Below are 18,154 nucleotides of genomic sequence, written 5' to 3' on the forward strand. Positions count from 1 at the left end.
GTTATTTATTAGTTATTTTAGCTGTTTTGAAAGTAAGAATATACCCCTATAAAAATAATCATGGAAAATATCATTGAATCAGAAAGTTACAAAATTCAGAAACCAGAAAACTGGGCCCCTACAATTAATGATGATCAACTTATTGAATACATAAAAGAATCGGATTTTTCAAATAAGCAGGTTGATGAAGGACGCGATTTTTGTTACTTTTTGGATAAAATCTACTACACAAGCGATACTGAAAACAGCGAATATGCTTGTGTTGCTTATACTCTAAACGAACCTGCAAATCTTGAAAGTGCCTCAGTAAGAGATGTTGTTGTAGAAGAAAATGAAACTTATGTTATACATAGAATCAGTGTTTTGAGAGACGGCGTTTTGATTGATAAAATTCCAGATACTAAAATAAAGGTTTTAGATAGCGAAAATCAGAGTGAAGGCGGTATTTTAAGCAGCAATAAAAAAGTAAATATCACCATTAAGGATTTACGCCTTTATGATGTTTTAATTACAGAAGATTCGCGTACAAAGGTTTTTACTGATCGTGATTTTATGCGAAAAGAGTTTCTTAAGTATGTATACGTAACACCAAGTACTTACTGGGCTTATGGAAATTACAAGTTTTCTTTTATCAACGATAGAAAAGAAGCGATTGTATACAAAAAGACATTTTTTAGAAATGAAGAAGGAAATGTTCTAGAACCAGAATTGAATTTCTTGAAAAAAGGGGAACGATTTGTAATTGAAAAAGAAAATTACATTAACTCTTTTGATATAAACAGAGAAATTGCTCCTTATATTGATTTTGCAACAGATCGGAACTGGATTGATTTATCTAATTATATTTCTCCGCTTTACGAAGAAATATACAGCAAATCTTCTTTAACCGAATTTGCTCCAAAACTTGTAGAAAAGTTGGATGCAATTGCAGATCAAGACGAAAAATTACAATTTGCAATTGATTACGTGCAGAATCATGTTTACTATATTTACAATGCTGATGAAATGAATGGCCACAAGCCACAAGAACCATCGGTAACTTATGAAAATAAACAGGGAGACTGTAAAGCAAAATCAGTTTTGCTAAAAGTTGTTTTGGATTATATTAATGTTGATTCTTCTGTAGTTTTGGTTAACTTCAATTCAGATCATTATATTAAATATTACCTTCCGTCGTTATTGACTTTTAATCACGTTATTGTAAAAATCAATTACAAAGATGAAACCTATTTTGTTGATGCTACTTCAAGAGATGAATTTGGGTTACTAGAAAACCGTGGTTACATTTATTTTATGCATTATCTGGAAGTAAAACCAAATCAGGAATTACAGATTAAAAAGCCTTATAAATTTCCTTACTATGGTATAAATGAAAAAGTAGATTTTAGCGCTCAAAATAATTCGGGTCAGCTAAAATTGGTTTCTACTTACAAAGGAAATCGTGCTAATTATATGCGCAAGTATTTCAAAAATACGAACAAAAGGGAAATCATTGACAGCTGGAATAATTTCTTGTTTTATACCTTAAATTATTCAAATGATAGAAACGGAACCGATATTAGAACTATTTTTAAAGATGCGTCTATTGAAATTGTAAGCGATGATAAAAAGCTGAATGAGTTTACGATTATGTACAACACTTCAATTGAAAATCCATACTTTACTGATGCTGAAAAGAACCGTTTTTTAATGTATTTTGATCGAAATGTAGTTAAAAACGCTGCACGTGACTTTATGCACACTGACCTTTCTTTCTGGCATAATTTTGATAACGAAAAATACGAAATCAACTTATCGACAGATCAAAAAATAGATACTCAAGAGAAATATACAATTCAAGAAAGTACTATTACGAATCCTTATTTTGATTTTACAAGCCGTAAAAAAGTAACCAAAAATGGAGCTTCTATATATGTCGATTATAAACCGTTGATCAACTTAGAAATTCCAAGTGAAGATTTTGAAGATTTTAGAAACGCACATCATGAAATTGCCGACAGTAATTATGGAGTAGGAATTGACATTATCGAAGAAGGTTTATTGAATATGCTGAAATACAGTTTTAAGAAACGTCTTAAATAAAATTGACATAAAAAAAGCGGGATTTAAAATCCCGCTTTTTATTTAATTCACTAATTCAAAATCAGATCTTAATTTTATATCTGCTGATGAAGTTCCGATCATTACTTCGAAATCTCCTGGCTCAGCACCCCATTCTAATTTATTATTGTAGAAAGAAAGTTTCTCTTTGTCAATTGTAAATTCTATTGTTTTAGATTCTCCTGCGTTTAATTTCACTTTTTGGAAATCTCTTAATTCTAAAACTGGTCTTACAACAGATCCTAATTTATCTTTCAAATACAACTGAACTACTTCATCTCCAGCTACTTTTCCAGTATTTTTTAATTGGAAAGAAACTTTAATGGTTTCGTTGCTTTTTATTTTTGTTGAAGATAATTTCAAACCTGAATAATCAAAAGTGGTATAACTTAATCCGTATCCAAAAGGAAATTTAGGAGAGTTTTTCAAGTCGATATAAGCCGAAACATAGTTTGTTGCGTTTTCATCTTTAGCCGGTCTTCCTGTGCTAAAGTGATTGTAATAAATTGGAATTTGTCCTACTTCTCTTGGGAAAGTCATTGGTAATTTTCCAGACGGATTGTAATCTCCAAATAATACATTTGCAATTGCATTTCCAGCTTCAGTTCCTAACCACCAAGTGTATAAAATTGCTGGAACATTGTCTGCTGTCCAATTGAAAACAAGAGGTCTTCCTGCATTAATTAAAACTACAACTGGTTTTCCTGTCGCTTGAATTGCTTTTACTAAGTCTTCCTGAACACCTGGCAAATGAAGATCACTACGGCTTTTTGCTTCACCGCTCATATCGCGTCTTTCTCCAATACTCAAAATAACAACGTCTGCTTGATTTGCTGTTGCAACTGCTTCTGCAAAACCATCTTTATTTGTTCCTTCTATTTCACATCCTTTTGCATACAATAATTTAGTGTTTTTACCCACTTTATTTTGTAAACCGTCCCATTGTGAAACAATCCATTTATTGTAATCAACTTCTGGAAGTTCAACAGACCAGAATCCCATGTTTTCTTTGTATTCTTTTACCATTGGACCAATAAAAGCAATCGTTTTCACGCTTTTTGAAATTGGTAAAGTTTGGTTTTCGTTCTTTAATAAAACGATACTTTTTTGTGCCACTTCAAGTGCTGCTTTTCTGTGCTCTGGATTGCTTAATGCTTTTTCAGCACGCTTTTCATCCGAATATCTGTAAGGATCATCAAATAATCCTAATTCGAATTTCTTGCGAAGAATACGTCTAACGGCGTCATCAACTAAATCTATAGAAACTCTGCCTTCTTTTACTAACTCTGCTAAATTCTTGCGGTATGCATTACTTTCCATATCCATATCACTTCCTGCAGTAATTGCTGAATATGCCGCTTCTTTAAGATCTTTAGAATAACCATGAGCCACCATTTCTCCAATTGATCCCCAGTCTGAAACTACAAAACCTTGAAAGTTCCATCTTCCTTTTAAGATATCTCTTTGTAAATGTGCATTTCCAGTTGCTGGAATTCCGTTAATATCATTGAACGAGTTCATGAATGTCGCTGCACCAGCATCTAAAGCTGCTTTAAATGGAGGCAAATACGTTTCCAAAAGCATTCTTTCGCTCATATCTACAGAGTTATAATCTCTTCCTCCAACTCCAGCTCCGTAAGCTGCAAAGTGTTTTACGCAGGCCATAACTGAGTTTAAATCGCCCAATTTATTTCCTTGAAAACCTTTTACTCTCGCATAAGCAATTTTAGAACCTAAATAAGTATCTTCTCCTGCTCCTTCCATTACACGACCCCAACGTGGATCGCGACCAATATCAACCATTGGTGCAAATGTCCAGTGAATACCGCTTGCCGAAGCTTCAGTAGCTGCAACTCTTGCTGCTAATTCTATTGCTTCTAAATCCCAGCTCGCTGCTTCTGCTAACGGTAGCGGAAAAGTCGTTTTGTAACCATGAATAACGTCTTGACCAAATAACAACGGAATTTTAAGTCTTGACTGCATCGCCAATTCTTGATATCCTCTAGTATATTTTGTTCCAATAACATTTAGCATCGAACCAATTAAACCTGCTTTTATTTCAGCTTGTTTATTTGGGTTTATAGTAATTGGACCAGTTGCTTGATTATCGCCAGTATATTGATTTAACTGACCGATCTTTTCTTCAATTGTCATTTTTTTCAACAGATCATTGACTTTCTGATCTATTGTCTGCTGTTGCGCCGATGCAAAGAGCGAAACCAACAGTAGTGTAATTGTGGTTACTTTTTTCATAAGTTTAAATTTTTACCAAACGTAAGTTGCAACTGCACCTGCGTTTAGTGAGGTTGAAGTTTGTTTTTGGTTGTATTTAATATTAAAAGTTTCTGTCGAAGTTCCGTCATTTTCTACAATTAGAACAATTTGTCCTAACGGAGTTTTGAAAGAAACATTGTGTAAATTTCCTACTATATTACTTCCAATTCTCACTGAACCTTCTGGAACAAATTTAGAAGCGTGTCCGATAATATAATATCCTACTTCTCGTTTGATATTTTGATTTTGATCAATCATCAAGGCTCCTTTACAAGTTGAACATCCTCCTGGCGTGAAAGGTTTGTAAAACTCATCATTTGCTAATCCCCAAGAAAGCGCATTTTTACTCCAGTTACGCATTGAACCAATTACCACGTTTTTCACACTCCATTTTAAGTCCGTTTCAAAATTAGTTCCTGTTCCTGTATATTGTTCGGTAAAATACAAATCTTTATTCGGAAAAGCATTATGAACAGTTGTCAAAGCGCTAATATCTCCTTCATATAAGTGAAAAGCTGATCCTGTAACAAACGGATTTGCTTTCGGATCTTTTAAAATTGTCAAAGGATATTCAGGTTTGTTACAGTTGTGATCGTAAACAATAATTTTGGTTTTGATTCCTGCTTTCGCGAAAGCGGGACCTAAATGATTTCCAATAAAATCTGCTTGCTGTTCTGCCAACATTAACAAACTCGGATTGTTTCCTGGATGTAAAGGCTCGTTTTGAGGCGTAATCGCATCAATTACAATTCCGTGCGATTTCATTGCTTGAATATATTTCACAAAATATTCCGCATAAACTTGGTAATATTTTGGCTGTAAACTTCCGCCTTTTGAACTTCCGTTGTCTTTCATCCAAACTGGAGGCGACCACGGAGAACCCATTATTTTAATCTTTGGGTTTATAGCTAAAATCTCTTTTAAAACCGGAATTACATCATCTAAATCTGGACCAAGATTGAAATGTTCCAATTTTAAATCGGTTTGTCCTTCTGGCATATCATCATACGAAAAAACTTTTTCATTCAAATCAGATGCTCCAATACTTATTCTTAAATAACTTAAACCAATTGCATCATTTTTTCTAGAAAACAATTCCTGAAGTAAAGCTTCTCTTTTTGGTTTATCTAGTTTTTTAATGGCTTGAGCACTTCCTCCTGTTAATGAAAATCCGAAACCTTCAATAGTTTGGAATTTTTCTGAAGGATTTACTTCAATGGTTTGATTTGAATTTGTTTCTGAAGTAAAAACTAACTCAGGCTGTTGTTTAAGTTTGGAAGTTTCATCTGTTGTGGTAATCCAAGATGCTACTTTTCCTGTATTTTTTGAGGCATTTGTTGAAGATCCGCAGTTGAATTGCATTGCGATAAGAGGCAATAAAACTAGGATTTGAAGTTTTTTGTTGATGTTTTTCATTTTAATCTATTTCTATTAAAACAGGCAAATGATCTGATGGATATTTTAAATCCTTAGAATCACTTAACACTGCATGTTTTTGTATGTTCAGTCCACTATTTTTTGATATAAAAATGTAGTCCAATAATAATGTCACAGGTTCATTATGTTTAAAATCGTTGAAAGTTCCTGAAGGTCCGAAAGGTTTTTCTTTAGAAACATCTTTGGTATCATCCATTACTTTTTTGATTTCACCAATTTGAGCCGTATTTGATTCCGAGTTGAAATCACCCATTAAAAATGCTGGATAATTTTTGGTGTTTAGTGCTGCCATTTTAGAAAGAGCAAGCTGAACACCTTTCATTCTCGCTTCTTCACCCATGTGATCCAAATGCAAGTTGAAAACCCAGAATAATTTTTTAGTTTTTAAATCTTTAAAAAGTCCGTATGTGCAAACTCTGTTGCAAGCTGCATCCCAACCTCTTGAAACTACATTTGGTGTTTCTGAAAGCCAAAAAGTATTGGATTGTTCTACTTTAAAACGATCTTTTTTATAGTAAATCGTACAAGCCTCGCCGGTTCCATTTTCTTCTCTTCCAATTCCAAATCTATTGTAATTGGTCTGAGCCGCTGCAATATCTAAAACTTGATTTGGCGTTGCTTCCTGCACACCAAAAATATCTGGACTATAAAATTGTATTTGAGAATTAAAATAATCCTTTCGGTTTGGCCAAGCATTTTCTCCATCTGAAGCAACATCCAGACGAATATTGTAGGTCATGATTTTTAAATTCTGACCAAAAAATGAGTTTGAAGCCAAAAGCAGCATTACTGCTAAAACAAGTTTGTTTATCTTTTTCATGTTTAAAAATTTTAATCTGTAAAGCTAGTATTTCCATGGCTTTACAGATTAAAAACTATTTAAAACTTATGTTAATTATACACTCTCACGTAATCTACTTCGTAAGTTGCTCTTGTAAAGTTTGGATCTACCGCTCCTCCAAAATTTCCTCCCATTGCAAAATTTAGAATAACGAAGAATTTTTCATTGAACGGAGTTGTACTAGAGTTTTTATAAGTGTAGAATAAGTTATCATCTACATAAAATTTGATGTTTTCTGCACTCCACTCGGCTGCATAAATATGAAACTCTGTCGCTGAATTTGTAGCTACAGTCGTCTTTGTATCTGGCGTATTTCCAGAACGCCCTGGAGAATGCAATGAAGAATGAATTACATCTGGATTGTTTCCAACTGATTCCAAAATATCTATTTCTCCACATGCTGGCCAACCTACAGTATCAATGTTATCGCCCAAAAGCCAGAAAGCAGGCCATGTTCCGCCACCAACTGGCAATTTTGCACGAACTTCTGCTCTTCCATATTTAAATGAAAATTTACCTTTTGTCAACATTCTTGTAGAAGTGTACTTACTTCCCATATAGTCTTCTTTAATTGCCGTAATTTTCAAAAGACCTCCTTCAATTTTTACATTTTCAGAACGAGTTGTATAATATTCTAATTCGTTGTTTCCCCAACCGTCGCCAGTTCCTGTATTGTAGCCCCATTTTGAAGTATCTGGCGCTCCATCAACATTAAACTCGTCTGACCAGATTAGTTTTCTTGCAACAAAAACATTTACTGAAGTCGATTTGCTTACATATTTTAATCCGTTATAAGCAGAAACAATGATAGGATATGTTGCAGTTCCAGATGCTGTAAATTCATAAGTTAAATTTCCATCTGTAAGTTCCTTAAGCTCATTATTAATCAATACTTTATATGATGTTGCGTTAGTAGCGCTAATTGTTAATTTTACTTTTCCGCTCCCGTCTCCATTTGGATTTTCTGCTGTTTTACCTACAACATCAACTTGAACAGAAAGATTTGTTGGTGCAGTAATTACTGGCGTGTCATCTCCTGAGTCGCTGTTGCTGCTGCAAGATTGAAATGCAAACAGTAAGATGAGTGTAAAAATACCCGCTCTATTTATAAGATTAATCATTTTCATCGTTATTAAAATTTAAGTGGTTTGAGTTAATAAATTGAGTATCAATATAGATATTTTTTATTTTACTTTTTGCTTTTGTTAATAACAAAGTCAAGAATCAATTGAAACTATCAAGTCGCATTAAATATCTTTTTAATATCAATTTTATGCGATTATTTCCAAGTATAAGTCCCAACTGCCCCCCCTTCTAACGAAGTTGTAGCCCATTTTCCGTTGAATTTAATATTGAAAGTTTCTGTCGCAGATCCATCATTTTCAACAATCAAAACTTTAGAACCCGAAGGTGTCACAAAAGCTACGTTTTGCAAGTTTCCTCCAGAATTACTATCAATTCTCACCGAACCAGCAGGAACAAATTTTGAAGCGTGTGCAATAATGTAATAAGCAACATTGCGCTGATAACTATCACTAGATGTTATTGTTATAGCACCTTTACACATTGTACAGCCTCCATCTGTGTGAGGCCCGAAATTTGCATTGTTTGCTACATTCCACTCTAATGCATTTTTACTGTAGTTTCGCATTGATCCAATAATAACATTTCGAACATGCCATTTTAAATCGCCATCAAAACTACCTTCAGAAGAAGTCCATTGTTCTGTAAAATATACATTTTTGGCTGGATAAGAATTATATACATTCGTTAAAGCACTAATGTCTCCTGCATATAAATGAAAAGCTGATCCGTCTACAAATGGAAATGCATCTGCATCTGCCAAAATTGCTTTTGGATAATTTGGATTATCGCAATTGTGATCGTAAGCAATAATTTTTACGCTTAGATTTGCCGTTTTAAATGCAGGCCCTAAACTATTTTTAATAAAACTTGCCTGATCTGCCGCAGACATATACATACTTGGATTATTGCCATCATGTAAAGGTTCGTTTTGAGGCGTTATGGCATCAATTGTAATTCCTTCCGCTTTCATTTGCTGAATGTATTTTACAAAATATTTAGCGTAAACATCATAATATTCCGTTTTCAATTTTCCTCCTTTAAAACTAGCGACGTCTTTCATCCAAACTGGAGCTGACCAAGGAGTTGCCAAGATTAAAATCTTAGGATTAATTACTATAATTTCTTTTAGCATAGTAATTAGATTTCTATCTTTCTCTAAACTAAATTTAGCCAGATTCAAATCGGTTTCTCCTGCTGCGAGATCATTATATGTAAAAGGTTCAGCATTTAAATCTGACGCTCCAATACTGATTCTGATGTAGCTTACTCCTATTGAATTTTCGCCCGTGCCAAATAATTCCTGTAAAAGAGCACTTCTTCTTGTCGCATTTAATTGATTCATTACTTCGACACTTCCACCTGTTAAAGTATATCCGAAACCATCAATTGTCTGATATTTTTGAGATGCATTCACTTCAATATTAGCATACGCATTTGCTGTTGTGCCAAAGCCCAATACTCCACCTTGTTTTACCAATAAAGCACTCTGATTGCCTTTTGTCAGCCAGAAATCAACATCGTTTGTAACTACCACAGGTGGATTTACAACTGGAGGATCTACTGGAGGATTTTCTACTGGATCACTTGAAGAAGAGCATTTTACTTGAGCCAGTACGGCTGCCATAAAGAAAAATGCTTTTATAGTATTTTTTAAATTAAATTTCATTTTTGTGGTTTTTAGTTAGTTGGCAATTAGTATACAATAGTCTGTATAGCGTGTGCCGGAATTGTAATAGTCGTTTTTGTCTTTTGATTTTCTAATGAATAAACAATCTCTTTTTCAGATTGATTCATTACGATAGTAATCAATTGTCCGTCAGAGTTTTTAAAAGAAGTACTTAACAATGATTTGTCACTTATGGTTTCCAGTATTCTTTTTGCATTTGGTCTAATGAATTTTGAGAAATGTCCAATATAATAATACATTGGAGTATAAATTAATTCATCTTTTGTTGTATCAGCATGGATTGGCGCAAAACAGAAATTTCCAACGTGGTTAGGCCCTCCGTTTTGATCTAAAAGAATATTCCAGTCTGTCCAACCTACAGTTCCGTTATTAAAATCATGAATCATATTGGTTCCGTAACGTTCTGCATTTCCCCAGAATTGATATTTTGAAGCATTAAATCTTTCAATACATCCTTCTGTAAAAAGTAGATTTTTATTTGGAAATGCCTCATGAACTTTAGCTACAGATTCGAATTGTGGCGGACCTCCGTTCCAGGTTTCATACCAGTGAAATCCAATTCCCCATGCATATTTAGAAACTTCTGGATCTGAGAAAACAAGATTTGCTCTTGTAGTCAGCATATCGCCACGATTGTGATCCCAAATAATTACATTCTTAGATCCTAATCCTTCTTTTTCTAAAGTTGGTCCAAGATGATTTTTAAGAAAATCTCTTTCAGCCTCAGGCGTATAAATACAAGATTCCCAGCTTTGTCTTGCCATTGGCTCGTTTTGCACTGTTAATCCCCAAACAGGAATTCCTTCTTTTTCGTAGGCTTTAATGAATTTGGCGTAATATAATGCCCAAGATGCAGCAAATTCAGGCAATAAAACGCCGCCGTGCAAAATATCGTTGTTGTCTTTCATGAAAGCTGGGGGACTCCACGGACTTACAAACAACGTCAGTTTTCCGCCGGCTGTTTTAATTGCTTTTTTGATTAACGGAATTCTATATTTTCGATCGTGATCAATATTAAAAGTCTTTAAGTCTTTGTCTCCTTCTGCAATATAAGTATAACTGTCACTGCTAAAATCACAGCTGTGAATGTTAGTTCTAGCTAAAGTATAACCAATACCTTTGTTTTTATCGTAATAAGCATTTAAGAATTCTTGCTGTTTTTTAGGAGATAATTTTGCAAAAACTTCGGCGCTAGCATCTGTAATTGCGCCTCCGATTCCAAGAAAGGTTTGGTCTGTTTTTTCAGTATTTACAATGATTGATACTGTTGATGTCTTTTGTTGTGTAGTGTTGTTTGAAATTAAATCATTTGATAATGACAATTTCCAATTTGTATTTTCGGCAGTAGTAAAAACCTTTATTTTATTGTTTTTTTGCGAAGAGGCATTGCTTTTTTGAGCTGTTAGTTTTGAAGTAAAACAGCTTAATTGCATTAGTATAAAGGCTGATAGAAATATTTGTGTGGTGACTTTCATGTTGTTTTAAAAAATAGTTTTTAAATTAAAAAATAAGAGAAGACTAATATGGATGATTCAAATTAGTCCTCTTCTTATCTTACTACAAAATATTAATAAACAAGCGTTTGTATAGCTCGCGGTGGAATTTTCACTTCCGCTTTTTCAGCTCCAATAATCAAATTATAGGTAAGTTCATTTGCTGACTGATTCATAACAATAGTCGCCATAGTTCCATCAGCATTTAGGAAAGAAGTACTTAATAAAGCGCTTCTGCTTACCGCAGTGCTCACTCTTACTGCATTTAAATGAATAAATTTAGAAAAGTGTCCAATGTAATAATATGAAGGTGTGTAAATTAGCTCACCTGTTGTCGTATCTGCATGAATTGGTGCAAAGCAAAAATTTCCAACATGGTTTGGCCCTCCATTTTGATCCAATAAAATATTCCAATCTGTCCAAGCAACTGTTCCATTATTGAAATCATGTATCATATTGATTCCGTAACGTTCTGCATTACCCCAAAATTGATATTTTGATGCATCAAATTTTTCGATACAGCCTTCAGTAAACATCAGTTTTTTGTCTGGATAAGCTTCATTAACTTTCGCTACGTTATCAAACATTGGTGCACCGCCTGACCAAGTTTCGTACCAGTGAAATCCCATTCCCCAAACATATTTTGATGCTTCTGGATCTGAGTAAATTACATTGGCACGGTAGTTCATTAAATCACGATTATGATCCCAAACGATAATTTTTTTGTCTCCCAGTTTTTCTTTTTTCAAAGTTGGCCCAAGATAGTTTTTAATGAAATCTCTTTCGGCTTCAGCTGTATAGACACAAGATTCCCAAGTTTGTATTGCCATTGGTTCATTTTGAGTTGAAGTTCCCCAGATTGGAATTCCTTCTTTTTCGTAAGCTTTAATAAACTTCACATAGAAATTTGCCCAAGTCTGATAGTATTCAGGAAGTAAAGTTCCTCCTTTCAAAACATTTTTATTACTTTTCATGAAAGCATTTGGAGACCAAGGCGCTACATAAGTTGTAAGCTTTCCTCCAGCTTTCTGAATGGCTTGTTTTATTAAAGGAATACGATATTGTCTATCATGATCAATAGAAAAAGTCTTCAGATCTTTGTCGCCTTCTTCGATATAAGAATAGCTTCCACTGCTAAAATCAGAACTTTGAATTGTTGTTCTTAGCAAAGAATAGCCAATACCTTTTTGTTGATCGTAGTATGCATTTAAAAACTCTGCTTGTTTTTCTTTTGAAAGTTTAGCAAATATTTCGGCGCTCGCATCTGTAATAGCTCCGCCAATTCCCATAAAAGTTTGAAACTTTTTTGAAGGTTCTACAAAAACAGAAGATTCTGTTTCTAATGGTTGTTTTGCCGCAGAAAAAGTCAAATTATCTGTAGTTGTTAATCTTAACTTCGTATTTTCTGCAGTAGTATAAACGGTGATTTTTTTACCGCTGGTTGTAAATTCTTTTTTTGTTTTTGGCTGTTGTGCAAAAGCTGCAGCGGAAAACAAAAGGCATAAAATTTTTAGACTATTTTTTTTCATTTGCTTCCAATTATTATCGTTTTTTTAATTGAAGTTTTGGAGAAATCTAAAACTGATTTTTCTATTATCTTTTAAAGAATTTAAAAAATAGCCCATACTCATATTGATTATGGGCTATTTACAACCAAACTTAAACTTAAACTTAACTTTTTATTTTCCTCGGAACTCAACTTTTGTAACTGTGATTCCATCTTTTGTAAAAGTGTTACCACCAGAACGAATAAGTAAATAGATTTTTCCTGTTTCTGTGAATTTAACCACATTCGAAACCGTTCCTGTTTTATCGTTTTTCACACAACCAACTACAGAAAGCATTCCTGAGAATCCTGATTTTGCGCAGCCATCCCAAGTACTTAATCCCATAACTTTATTGTCTTTGTATTCAACTCCAGATTGTGGAGCAGATTTACCAGCGTAAACTTCAAACCAAGTTTCATCAGAACCGCTAGTAGAAGAAACTTTCATATCTATTGTATACTCTTTGTCTTTTACAACATCAATTGCCTGATAGATTCCTTCTTGTGCCCATCCTCCTGGAGAGTGAATAGTTGCACTGTTATTAGCAAATGACCAAAATGCCGCACCTGTAGCACTAAGATTTAACACTGTCCATTTTGCTTGATCTTCGGCAGTTGCAAAAGAACCACCTTGCACTAAATTTCCTTTTAAAGGATCTGATGTAGCAACTACAACATCTTTTGATGCAGTAGCTGTAGTACCTCCCGTACCAATTGCTGTATGTACAATTGTGTAAGTTCCTGCATCTGGTAAAGAAATTTCTTCTTCCATTTTACCTGCATAAGTACCAGCTCCTGTATCCCATAATGATTTTAAAACTCCTTTTGGCTGAGCCACCAACTTATAGGTATTTACTTTTCCTTCAACAGGTGTAATTGTAAAAGAAGCATCGACATTATCATCGGTTAATCCATTATTAGTAATGGAATCTTCAGGCTGACAGCTAGTTAAACTTAATACTGCTGCCATAAAAAACAATGCTAAAAAACCCTGTCTTTTTATTAAATTTATTTTCATATGATATTGTATTAACTAATTAGTAATTAGGATTTTGAACTAACTGTGTATTCTCTAAGTCTTTTTGTGGAATAGGCCAAACTTCATTTTTACCAGCAACAAATCCGCTACTAGCAAGAACAGTTGCAGCTTTTCCAGTTCTAACTAAGTCGAACCAACGGTGTCCTTCACCAGCCAATTCTAATCTTCTCTCATTAGCAATTGCATCTAATGATACTGGCACAGAAGCCAATCCAACTCTAGCTCTTACTGCATCTAATAAAGCTTGTGCTCTAGCTCCAGTTCCTCCTAATGCTTCTGCTTCCATTAAGTAAGTATCTGCTAGACGAATTGCATAAGTATCTTGTTTGTAATTTAAAGCTGTTGCTCCTCCACCATCAGATGTATCTGAGTTTAAAGGCATAAATTTCTTTAAGAAATATCCTGTATCCTGATCACCAGATGCATACTTTGCTTTATTTGCTGCAACCAGAGCACGCAGATCAAAAATTGTAGATTCGAAACGCGGATCTCCTTTTAAGGCATCATATAAACTTTGAGTTACCGGATTAAAACTCCATCCTGAAATATAATCAGCTAATGTTAAATCTTTTCTTTCATATCCTCTTGGACCAACCATGATATTTACAGAGTTTCCTTCGTCGGCTCCACCGCCCCAGAATCCCCAATCTGCATTACTTTTATCTGTATGCATGATTTCGATAATAGCTTCTGAGTTAAATTTGTTACTGATTACCCATAAATCTGAGAATTTAGTCAACAATTTGTAACCATACATACTAGTTCCTCCAGGCGTACCGTTTACATCTGCAAATTCAGCAGCTGCTAATGAGTTTTTACCTTCGTACAAATAAACTTTACCTAATAGTGCCTGTACTGCTCCTTTTGAAAGACGACCACCTTCTGTTGGAACATCAACTTTACCAGGAAGCACAGCTTTTGCTTCTATTAAGTCTTTTTCTATTTGTGCATAAATTTCTTCAGGAGCAACTTGAGTAACTTTATACCCTTCCGCTGGCGAAATTGGAGTTAGAATTAATGGTAAATTTTTAAATGTTCTTACTAATTCAAAATAGAAATATCCTCTCAAAGCTTTTGCTTCTGCTGCAAAACGTGCTTTTTTAGCATCAGGCATATCTACATCTGGTAATTTTACCAATAGAATGTTTGCTCTAGCAATTCCTTGAAAAAAATCACCCCAATAACTTCTTGGCATATTTATTTTGTCCAATTTATAGTTATCAAAAGCGTGTATACCAGCACCATCACCAGGTCCACCACCTCCAGCGTAGAAATCATCTGAACCAGCATTTAGCATAGTGATCATGTTTTCAAAACCTTTAGATTGTTTACCCATAATATCATAAACAGCAACCAGCGCAGAAAATGCTTCTGCTTCATCTTTATAATAATTATCTACTAACGGAAGCCCTTTTGGCTCAACTGTTAAAAAATCTTCACCACAAGAAGAGCCTAGAAGTAACAATCCAGCGGCGATGAATGAATATCTTATATTTTTAATTTTCATGATTCTTAATTTTAAAATTGTAAATTAACCCCTACCATTATAGTTCTAGCTTGTGGATAATATCCTTTATCAATACCAAAAACTCCTCCTCCAATCTCAGGATCATATCCAGAGTATTTTGTAAATGTTAATAAATTTTCTCCAGTCAAGTAAAGTCTTGTTTTTGAAAGACCTGCTTTTGAAACAACATCACTTGGAAGGTTATAACCAATTTGAATTGTTTTGATTCTCCAGTAATCACCATCTTCTAAATAAAAATCTGATGGGTTTGAGAAGTTTTTATTGTCATCAACAGTTGATAAAATTGGGTATGAATTAGTTGATCCTTCACCTGTCCAACGACCTAAAGCAGAAGTTTGGTAGTTAGCATCTGTAATATCTAGACGACGTAATCCTTGGAAAATTTTGTTTCCAATTGCTCCTTGAGTAAAGATTAACAAATCAAAGTTTTTATAATCTAAATTAACTGTGAAACCGTATGTGTATTTTGGAAGTGGGCTTCCGATGAAAGTTTTATCATCATCTGAAATTTTTCCATCTCCATTAAGATCTTGCCATCTGAAATCTCCAGGTCTTGCTCCTGGTTGGATTAAACCGCCTGAAGCATTTGTGTAAGCATTAATTTCTGCTTGATTTTGAAAAATTCCTTGTGTTTTATATCCGTAAAAAGAGTTGTAAGATTGTCCTACTTGAGTTCTTGTTACTGCGCCCATATTTTGGAAAGAAGCATCTCCAGAAATGAACTGGATATCTTTTCCTAAATTAGTTACTTCATTTTCTAGATAAGAAATATTTCCGCTTAAGCTTAGACCAACTTTACCAATTTTTTTACGGTAAGAAAGTTCTAGATCAACCCCTTTGTTCTGCATATCAGCAATGTTTGCAGAAGGTCTACCAGTACTACCAACGTGACCAGGTAAGTCAATATCCTGTAAAATACCTGTAGATTTTTTAATATAAAAATCTGTTGTTAATGATAAGTCATTGAAGAATGTAATATCAAAAGCAACGTTTGCTTGGCTAGTTTCTTCCCATTTCAAATCTGGATTCGCAGGTGCATTTGGACTATTACCAACCACTACTGAACCTTGATTACCAATAGTATAATTTCGTCCTGCACCGATAGTTGCTAAGTATTTGAAATCTCCAATAGCATCACTACCTGTAATTCCATATCCACCTCTAAACTTTAATTGCGTTACTACCTTATTTTCTGGCCAGAAGTTTTCTTTAGTTGGCACCCATCCTAATGAGAATGAAGGGAAAGTTCCATATTTGTAATTTTGACCAAAACGAGAAGAACCATCACGACGTACAATACCTGTAAATAAATATTTCTCTTTGTAATCATAATTCGCTCTTGCAAATAATGAAGTTACTTTATGCTCATAACCATTGTAAGCTGAAGCAGTAATATCGTCCTGTGGATGATCGTTTGGGAAAGTCGCATCATCAAAATTAGTGTACGGAATATTAAAATAAGTTACTGTAGATCCAGATGTGATATTATCTACATAAGCTCCTTGTCCTACTAAAACTGAAAAGTTATGATCGGCAATTTGCTTTGCATATGAAACAGTGTTTTCAATATTCCATCCAAAACCTTTATTAGTATTTCTACTCAAATTATTTTTTGCATTAATAGTAGAAGAGTTAAAATAATATTGTGGAGTAAAACTTTCTGAGCCCCAATATGACAATTTACCCCCTAATGTAGTTCTAAATTTTAAACCTTTAATCGCTTCTACTTCTAAGTAAGCATTACCTACAAAATTATCTGACCATCCATAATTACCTAATCTAGTTTGAATGTATGCTAAAGGGTTACTCATTTCCTGAACTACCTTTTGAGAAATTCCATAAGGATTTCCATTTGGATCTCTTAAAACATAATCCAGTGTATATGGCGATTGATTTGCAACAGCTGGATCAGTAACAATAGCCGGTGTAAGTGGATCTAAATTGATTGCTGAGCTTAAAGGCCCACCATATTCGTTGTTGGTATTTCCGATTCCAACATTTTTTTCGTGAGAATATCCTAAAGTCTGGCCAAAAGTTAAGCCTTTTACAATTTTGTGTGTTGAGTTTAAACGGATGTTTTTTCTATTGTAGTTAGAAATTGGAGTAGCTACAATACCTTCTTGATCCAATAAACCAAAAGAAACATAGAACGTAGAAACATCATTCCCTCCAGATAAACTTAACTCATGACCTATTCTTTGGGCATTATTGTTAAAAATCTCTTTTTGCCAATCTGTTCCCGCTCCATAAGAAGAAACATTTTTGTATGGAAGATCGTAAGGTTTAGTAGTATCTGTATAACCATTTGCATATCTTTCATTCATTAAAGTTGCATACTCAGTAGCATTTAACAAATCAAGTTTTCTTGCTGCTGCAGAAAATCCAGTGTACCCATTATAGTTTACACTCATTTTTCCAGATTTACCTTTTTTAGTTGTGATAAGGATAACCCCAGCTGCTGCTCTAGCACCGTAGATAGCCTGAGACGCCGCATCTTTTAAAACCTCCATAGAAGCAATATCTGACTGATTCAAATATCCAATTCCTCCTGAATCAACAATTACACCATCAACAACCCATAAAGGCTCATTGTTACCAAAAGAAGTAATACCCCTTACTCGTATTGTAGAAGAAGATCCAGGTTGTCCTGCATTTGCTGCAATAGTAACCCCAGAAACTCTACCTTGAAGAGATTGTTCTACTCTTGTTATTGGTAAATCTTCTAAATCTGATGCTTTTACACTAGAAATTGCTCCAGTTACAACAGATTTCTTTTGAGTACCGTATCCAACAACTACAACCTCATTTAAAGATTGTGATTCTGGTTTTAATTGAATTGAGATTTTTGTTCTACCATTTACAGCTTCAGTTACTGTAGTATAACCAATGAATGTAACTGTTAATGTTCCATTTGACGGCACTTGCATTTGAAATTTTCCGTCAAAGTCTGACGCTGTCGATTTCGTAGTACCTTTTAATAAAACAGTTGCGCCTGGAACAGGCATTCCACTTTCATCATTTATTATTCCATTTACTGTGACATCCTGAGCCACAGCTATAACCGAGAATAACAGAGACGAAATACAAAAAACAAGTAATTTTGTTAATTTCATTTTTCTAAAA

General features: G+C 34.2%; 11 protein-coding genes. 1 reads left to right on the forward strand and 10 read right to left on the reverse strand.

The features are described 5' to 3' along the window. Window positions 1–60: 60 nt before the first annotated feature. Window positions 61–2,082 carry a hypothetical protein gene (locus V6624_RS06995; protein WP_338841388.1) on the forward strand — a complete coding sequence of 674 codons (2,022 nt, stop codon included), beginning with the start codon at window positions 61–63 and terminating at the stop codon, window positions 2,080–2,082. Window positions 2,083–2,124: 42 nt separating this feature from the next. Here V6624_RS06995 and V6624_RS07000 read toward each other — a convergent pair whose 3' ends face one another. The 10 genes from V6624_RS07000 to V6624_RS07045 form a co-directional block, all read right to left on the reverse strand. Beyond that, entirely contained in the window at window positions 2,125–4,353 is a 2,229-nt protein-coding gene (locus tag V6624_RS07000; protein WP_338841389.1) for a glycoside hydrolase family 3 N-terminal domain-containing protein, read from the reverse strand. A gap of 12 nt (window positions 4,354–4,365) precedes the next feature. Continuing rightward, complete coding sequence (locus tag V6624_RS07005; RefSeq protein WP_338841390.1) at window positions 4,366–5,790, reverse strand: glycoside hydrolase family 30 protein; 1,425 nt, start codon at window positions 5,788–5,790, stop codon at window positions 4,366–4,368. Window position 5,791: 1 nt separating this feature from the next. Continuing rightward, on the reverse strand, window positions 5,792–6,631 hold the full coding sequence (locus tag V6624_RS07010) for an endonuclease/exonuclease/phosphatase family protein (RefSeq protein WP_338841391.1): 840 nt from the start codon (window positions 6,629–6,631) through the stop codon (window positions 5,792–5,794). A 71-nt stretch (window positions 6,632–6,702) separates the two neighbouring features. Next, the gene (locus V6624_RS07015) at window positions 6,703–7,773 is read right to left on the reverse strand and encodes a glycoside hydrolase family 16 protein (RefSeq protein WP_338841392.1); all 1,071 of its coding nucleotides are present in this window, start codon (window positions 7,771–7,773) and stop codon (window positions 6,703–6,705) included. 158 nt (window positions 7,774–7,931) lie between these two features. Then, window positions 7,932–9,404, reverse strand: coding sequence for a glycoside hydrolase family 30 protein (locus V6624_RS07020; protein WP_338841393.1), 1,473 nt, complete (start codon window positions 9,402–9,404; stop codon window positions 7,932–7,934). A 26-nt stretch (window positions 9,405–9,430) separates the two neighbouring features. Beyond that, complete coding sequence (locus V6624_RS07025; protein ID WP_338841394.1) at window positions 9,431–10,900, reverse strand: glycoside hydrolase family 30 protein; 1,470 nt, start codon at window positions 10,898–10,900, stop codon at window positions 9,431–9,433. 92 nt (window positions 10,901–10,992) lie between these two features. Continuing rightward, a complete protein-coding gene (locus tag V6624_RS07030; RefSeq protein WP_338841395.1) occupies window positions 10,993–12,447 on the reverse strand; it encodes a glycoside hydrolase family 30 protein in 1,455 nt (484 codons plus the stop codon). A gap of 150 nt (window positions 12,448–12,597) precedes the next feature. Further along, a complete protein-coding gene (locus tag V6624_RS07035; RefSeq protein ID WP_338841396.1) occupies window positions 12,598–13,434 on the reverse strand; it encodes a hypothetical protein in 837 nt (278 codons plus the stop codon). Window positions 13,435–13,501: 67 nt separating this feature from the next. Then, window positions 13,502–15,010, reverse strand: coding sequence for a RagB/SusD family nutrient uptake outer membrane protein (locus tag V6624_RS07040; protein WP_338841397.1), 1,509 nt, complete (start codon window positions 15,008–15,010; stop codon window positions 13,502–13,504). An 11-nt stretch (window positions 15,011–15,021) separates the two neighbouring features. Beyond that, window positions 15,022–18,144, reverse strand: a complete 3,123-nt coding sequence (locus V6624_RS07045) for a TonB-dependent receptor (RefSeq protein ID WP_338841398.1) — start codon at window positions 18,142–18,144, stop codon at window positions 15,022–15,024. Window positions 18,145–18,154: the final 10 nt, after the last annotated feature.

Origin of the sequence: Flavobacterium ginsenosidimutans (assembly GCF_037478105.1) — a bacterium.
Lineage (GTDB): Bacteria > Bacteroidota > Bacteroidia > Flavobacteriales > Flavobacteriaceae > Flavobacterium > Flavobacterium ginsenosidimutans.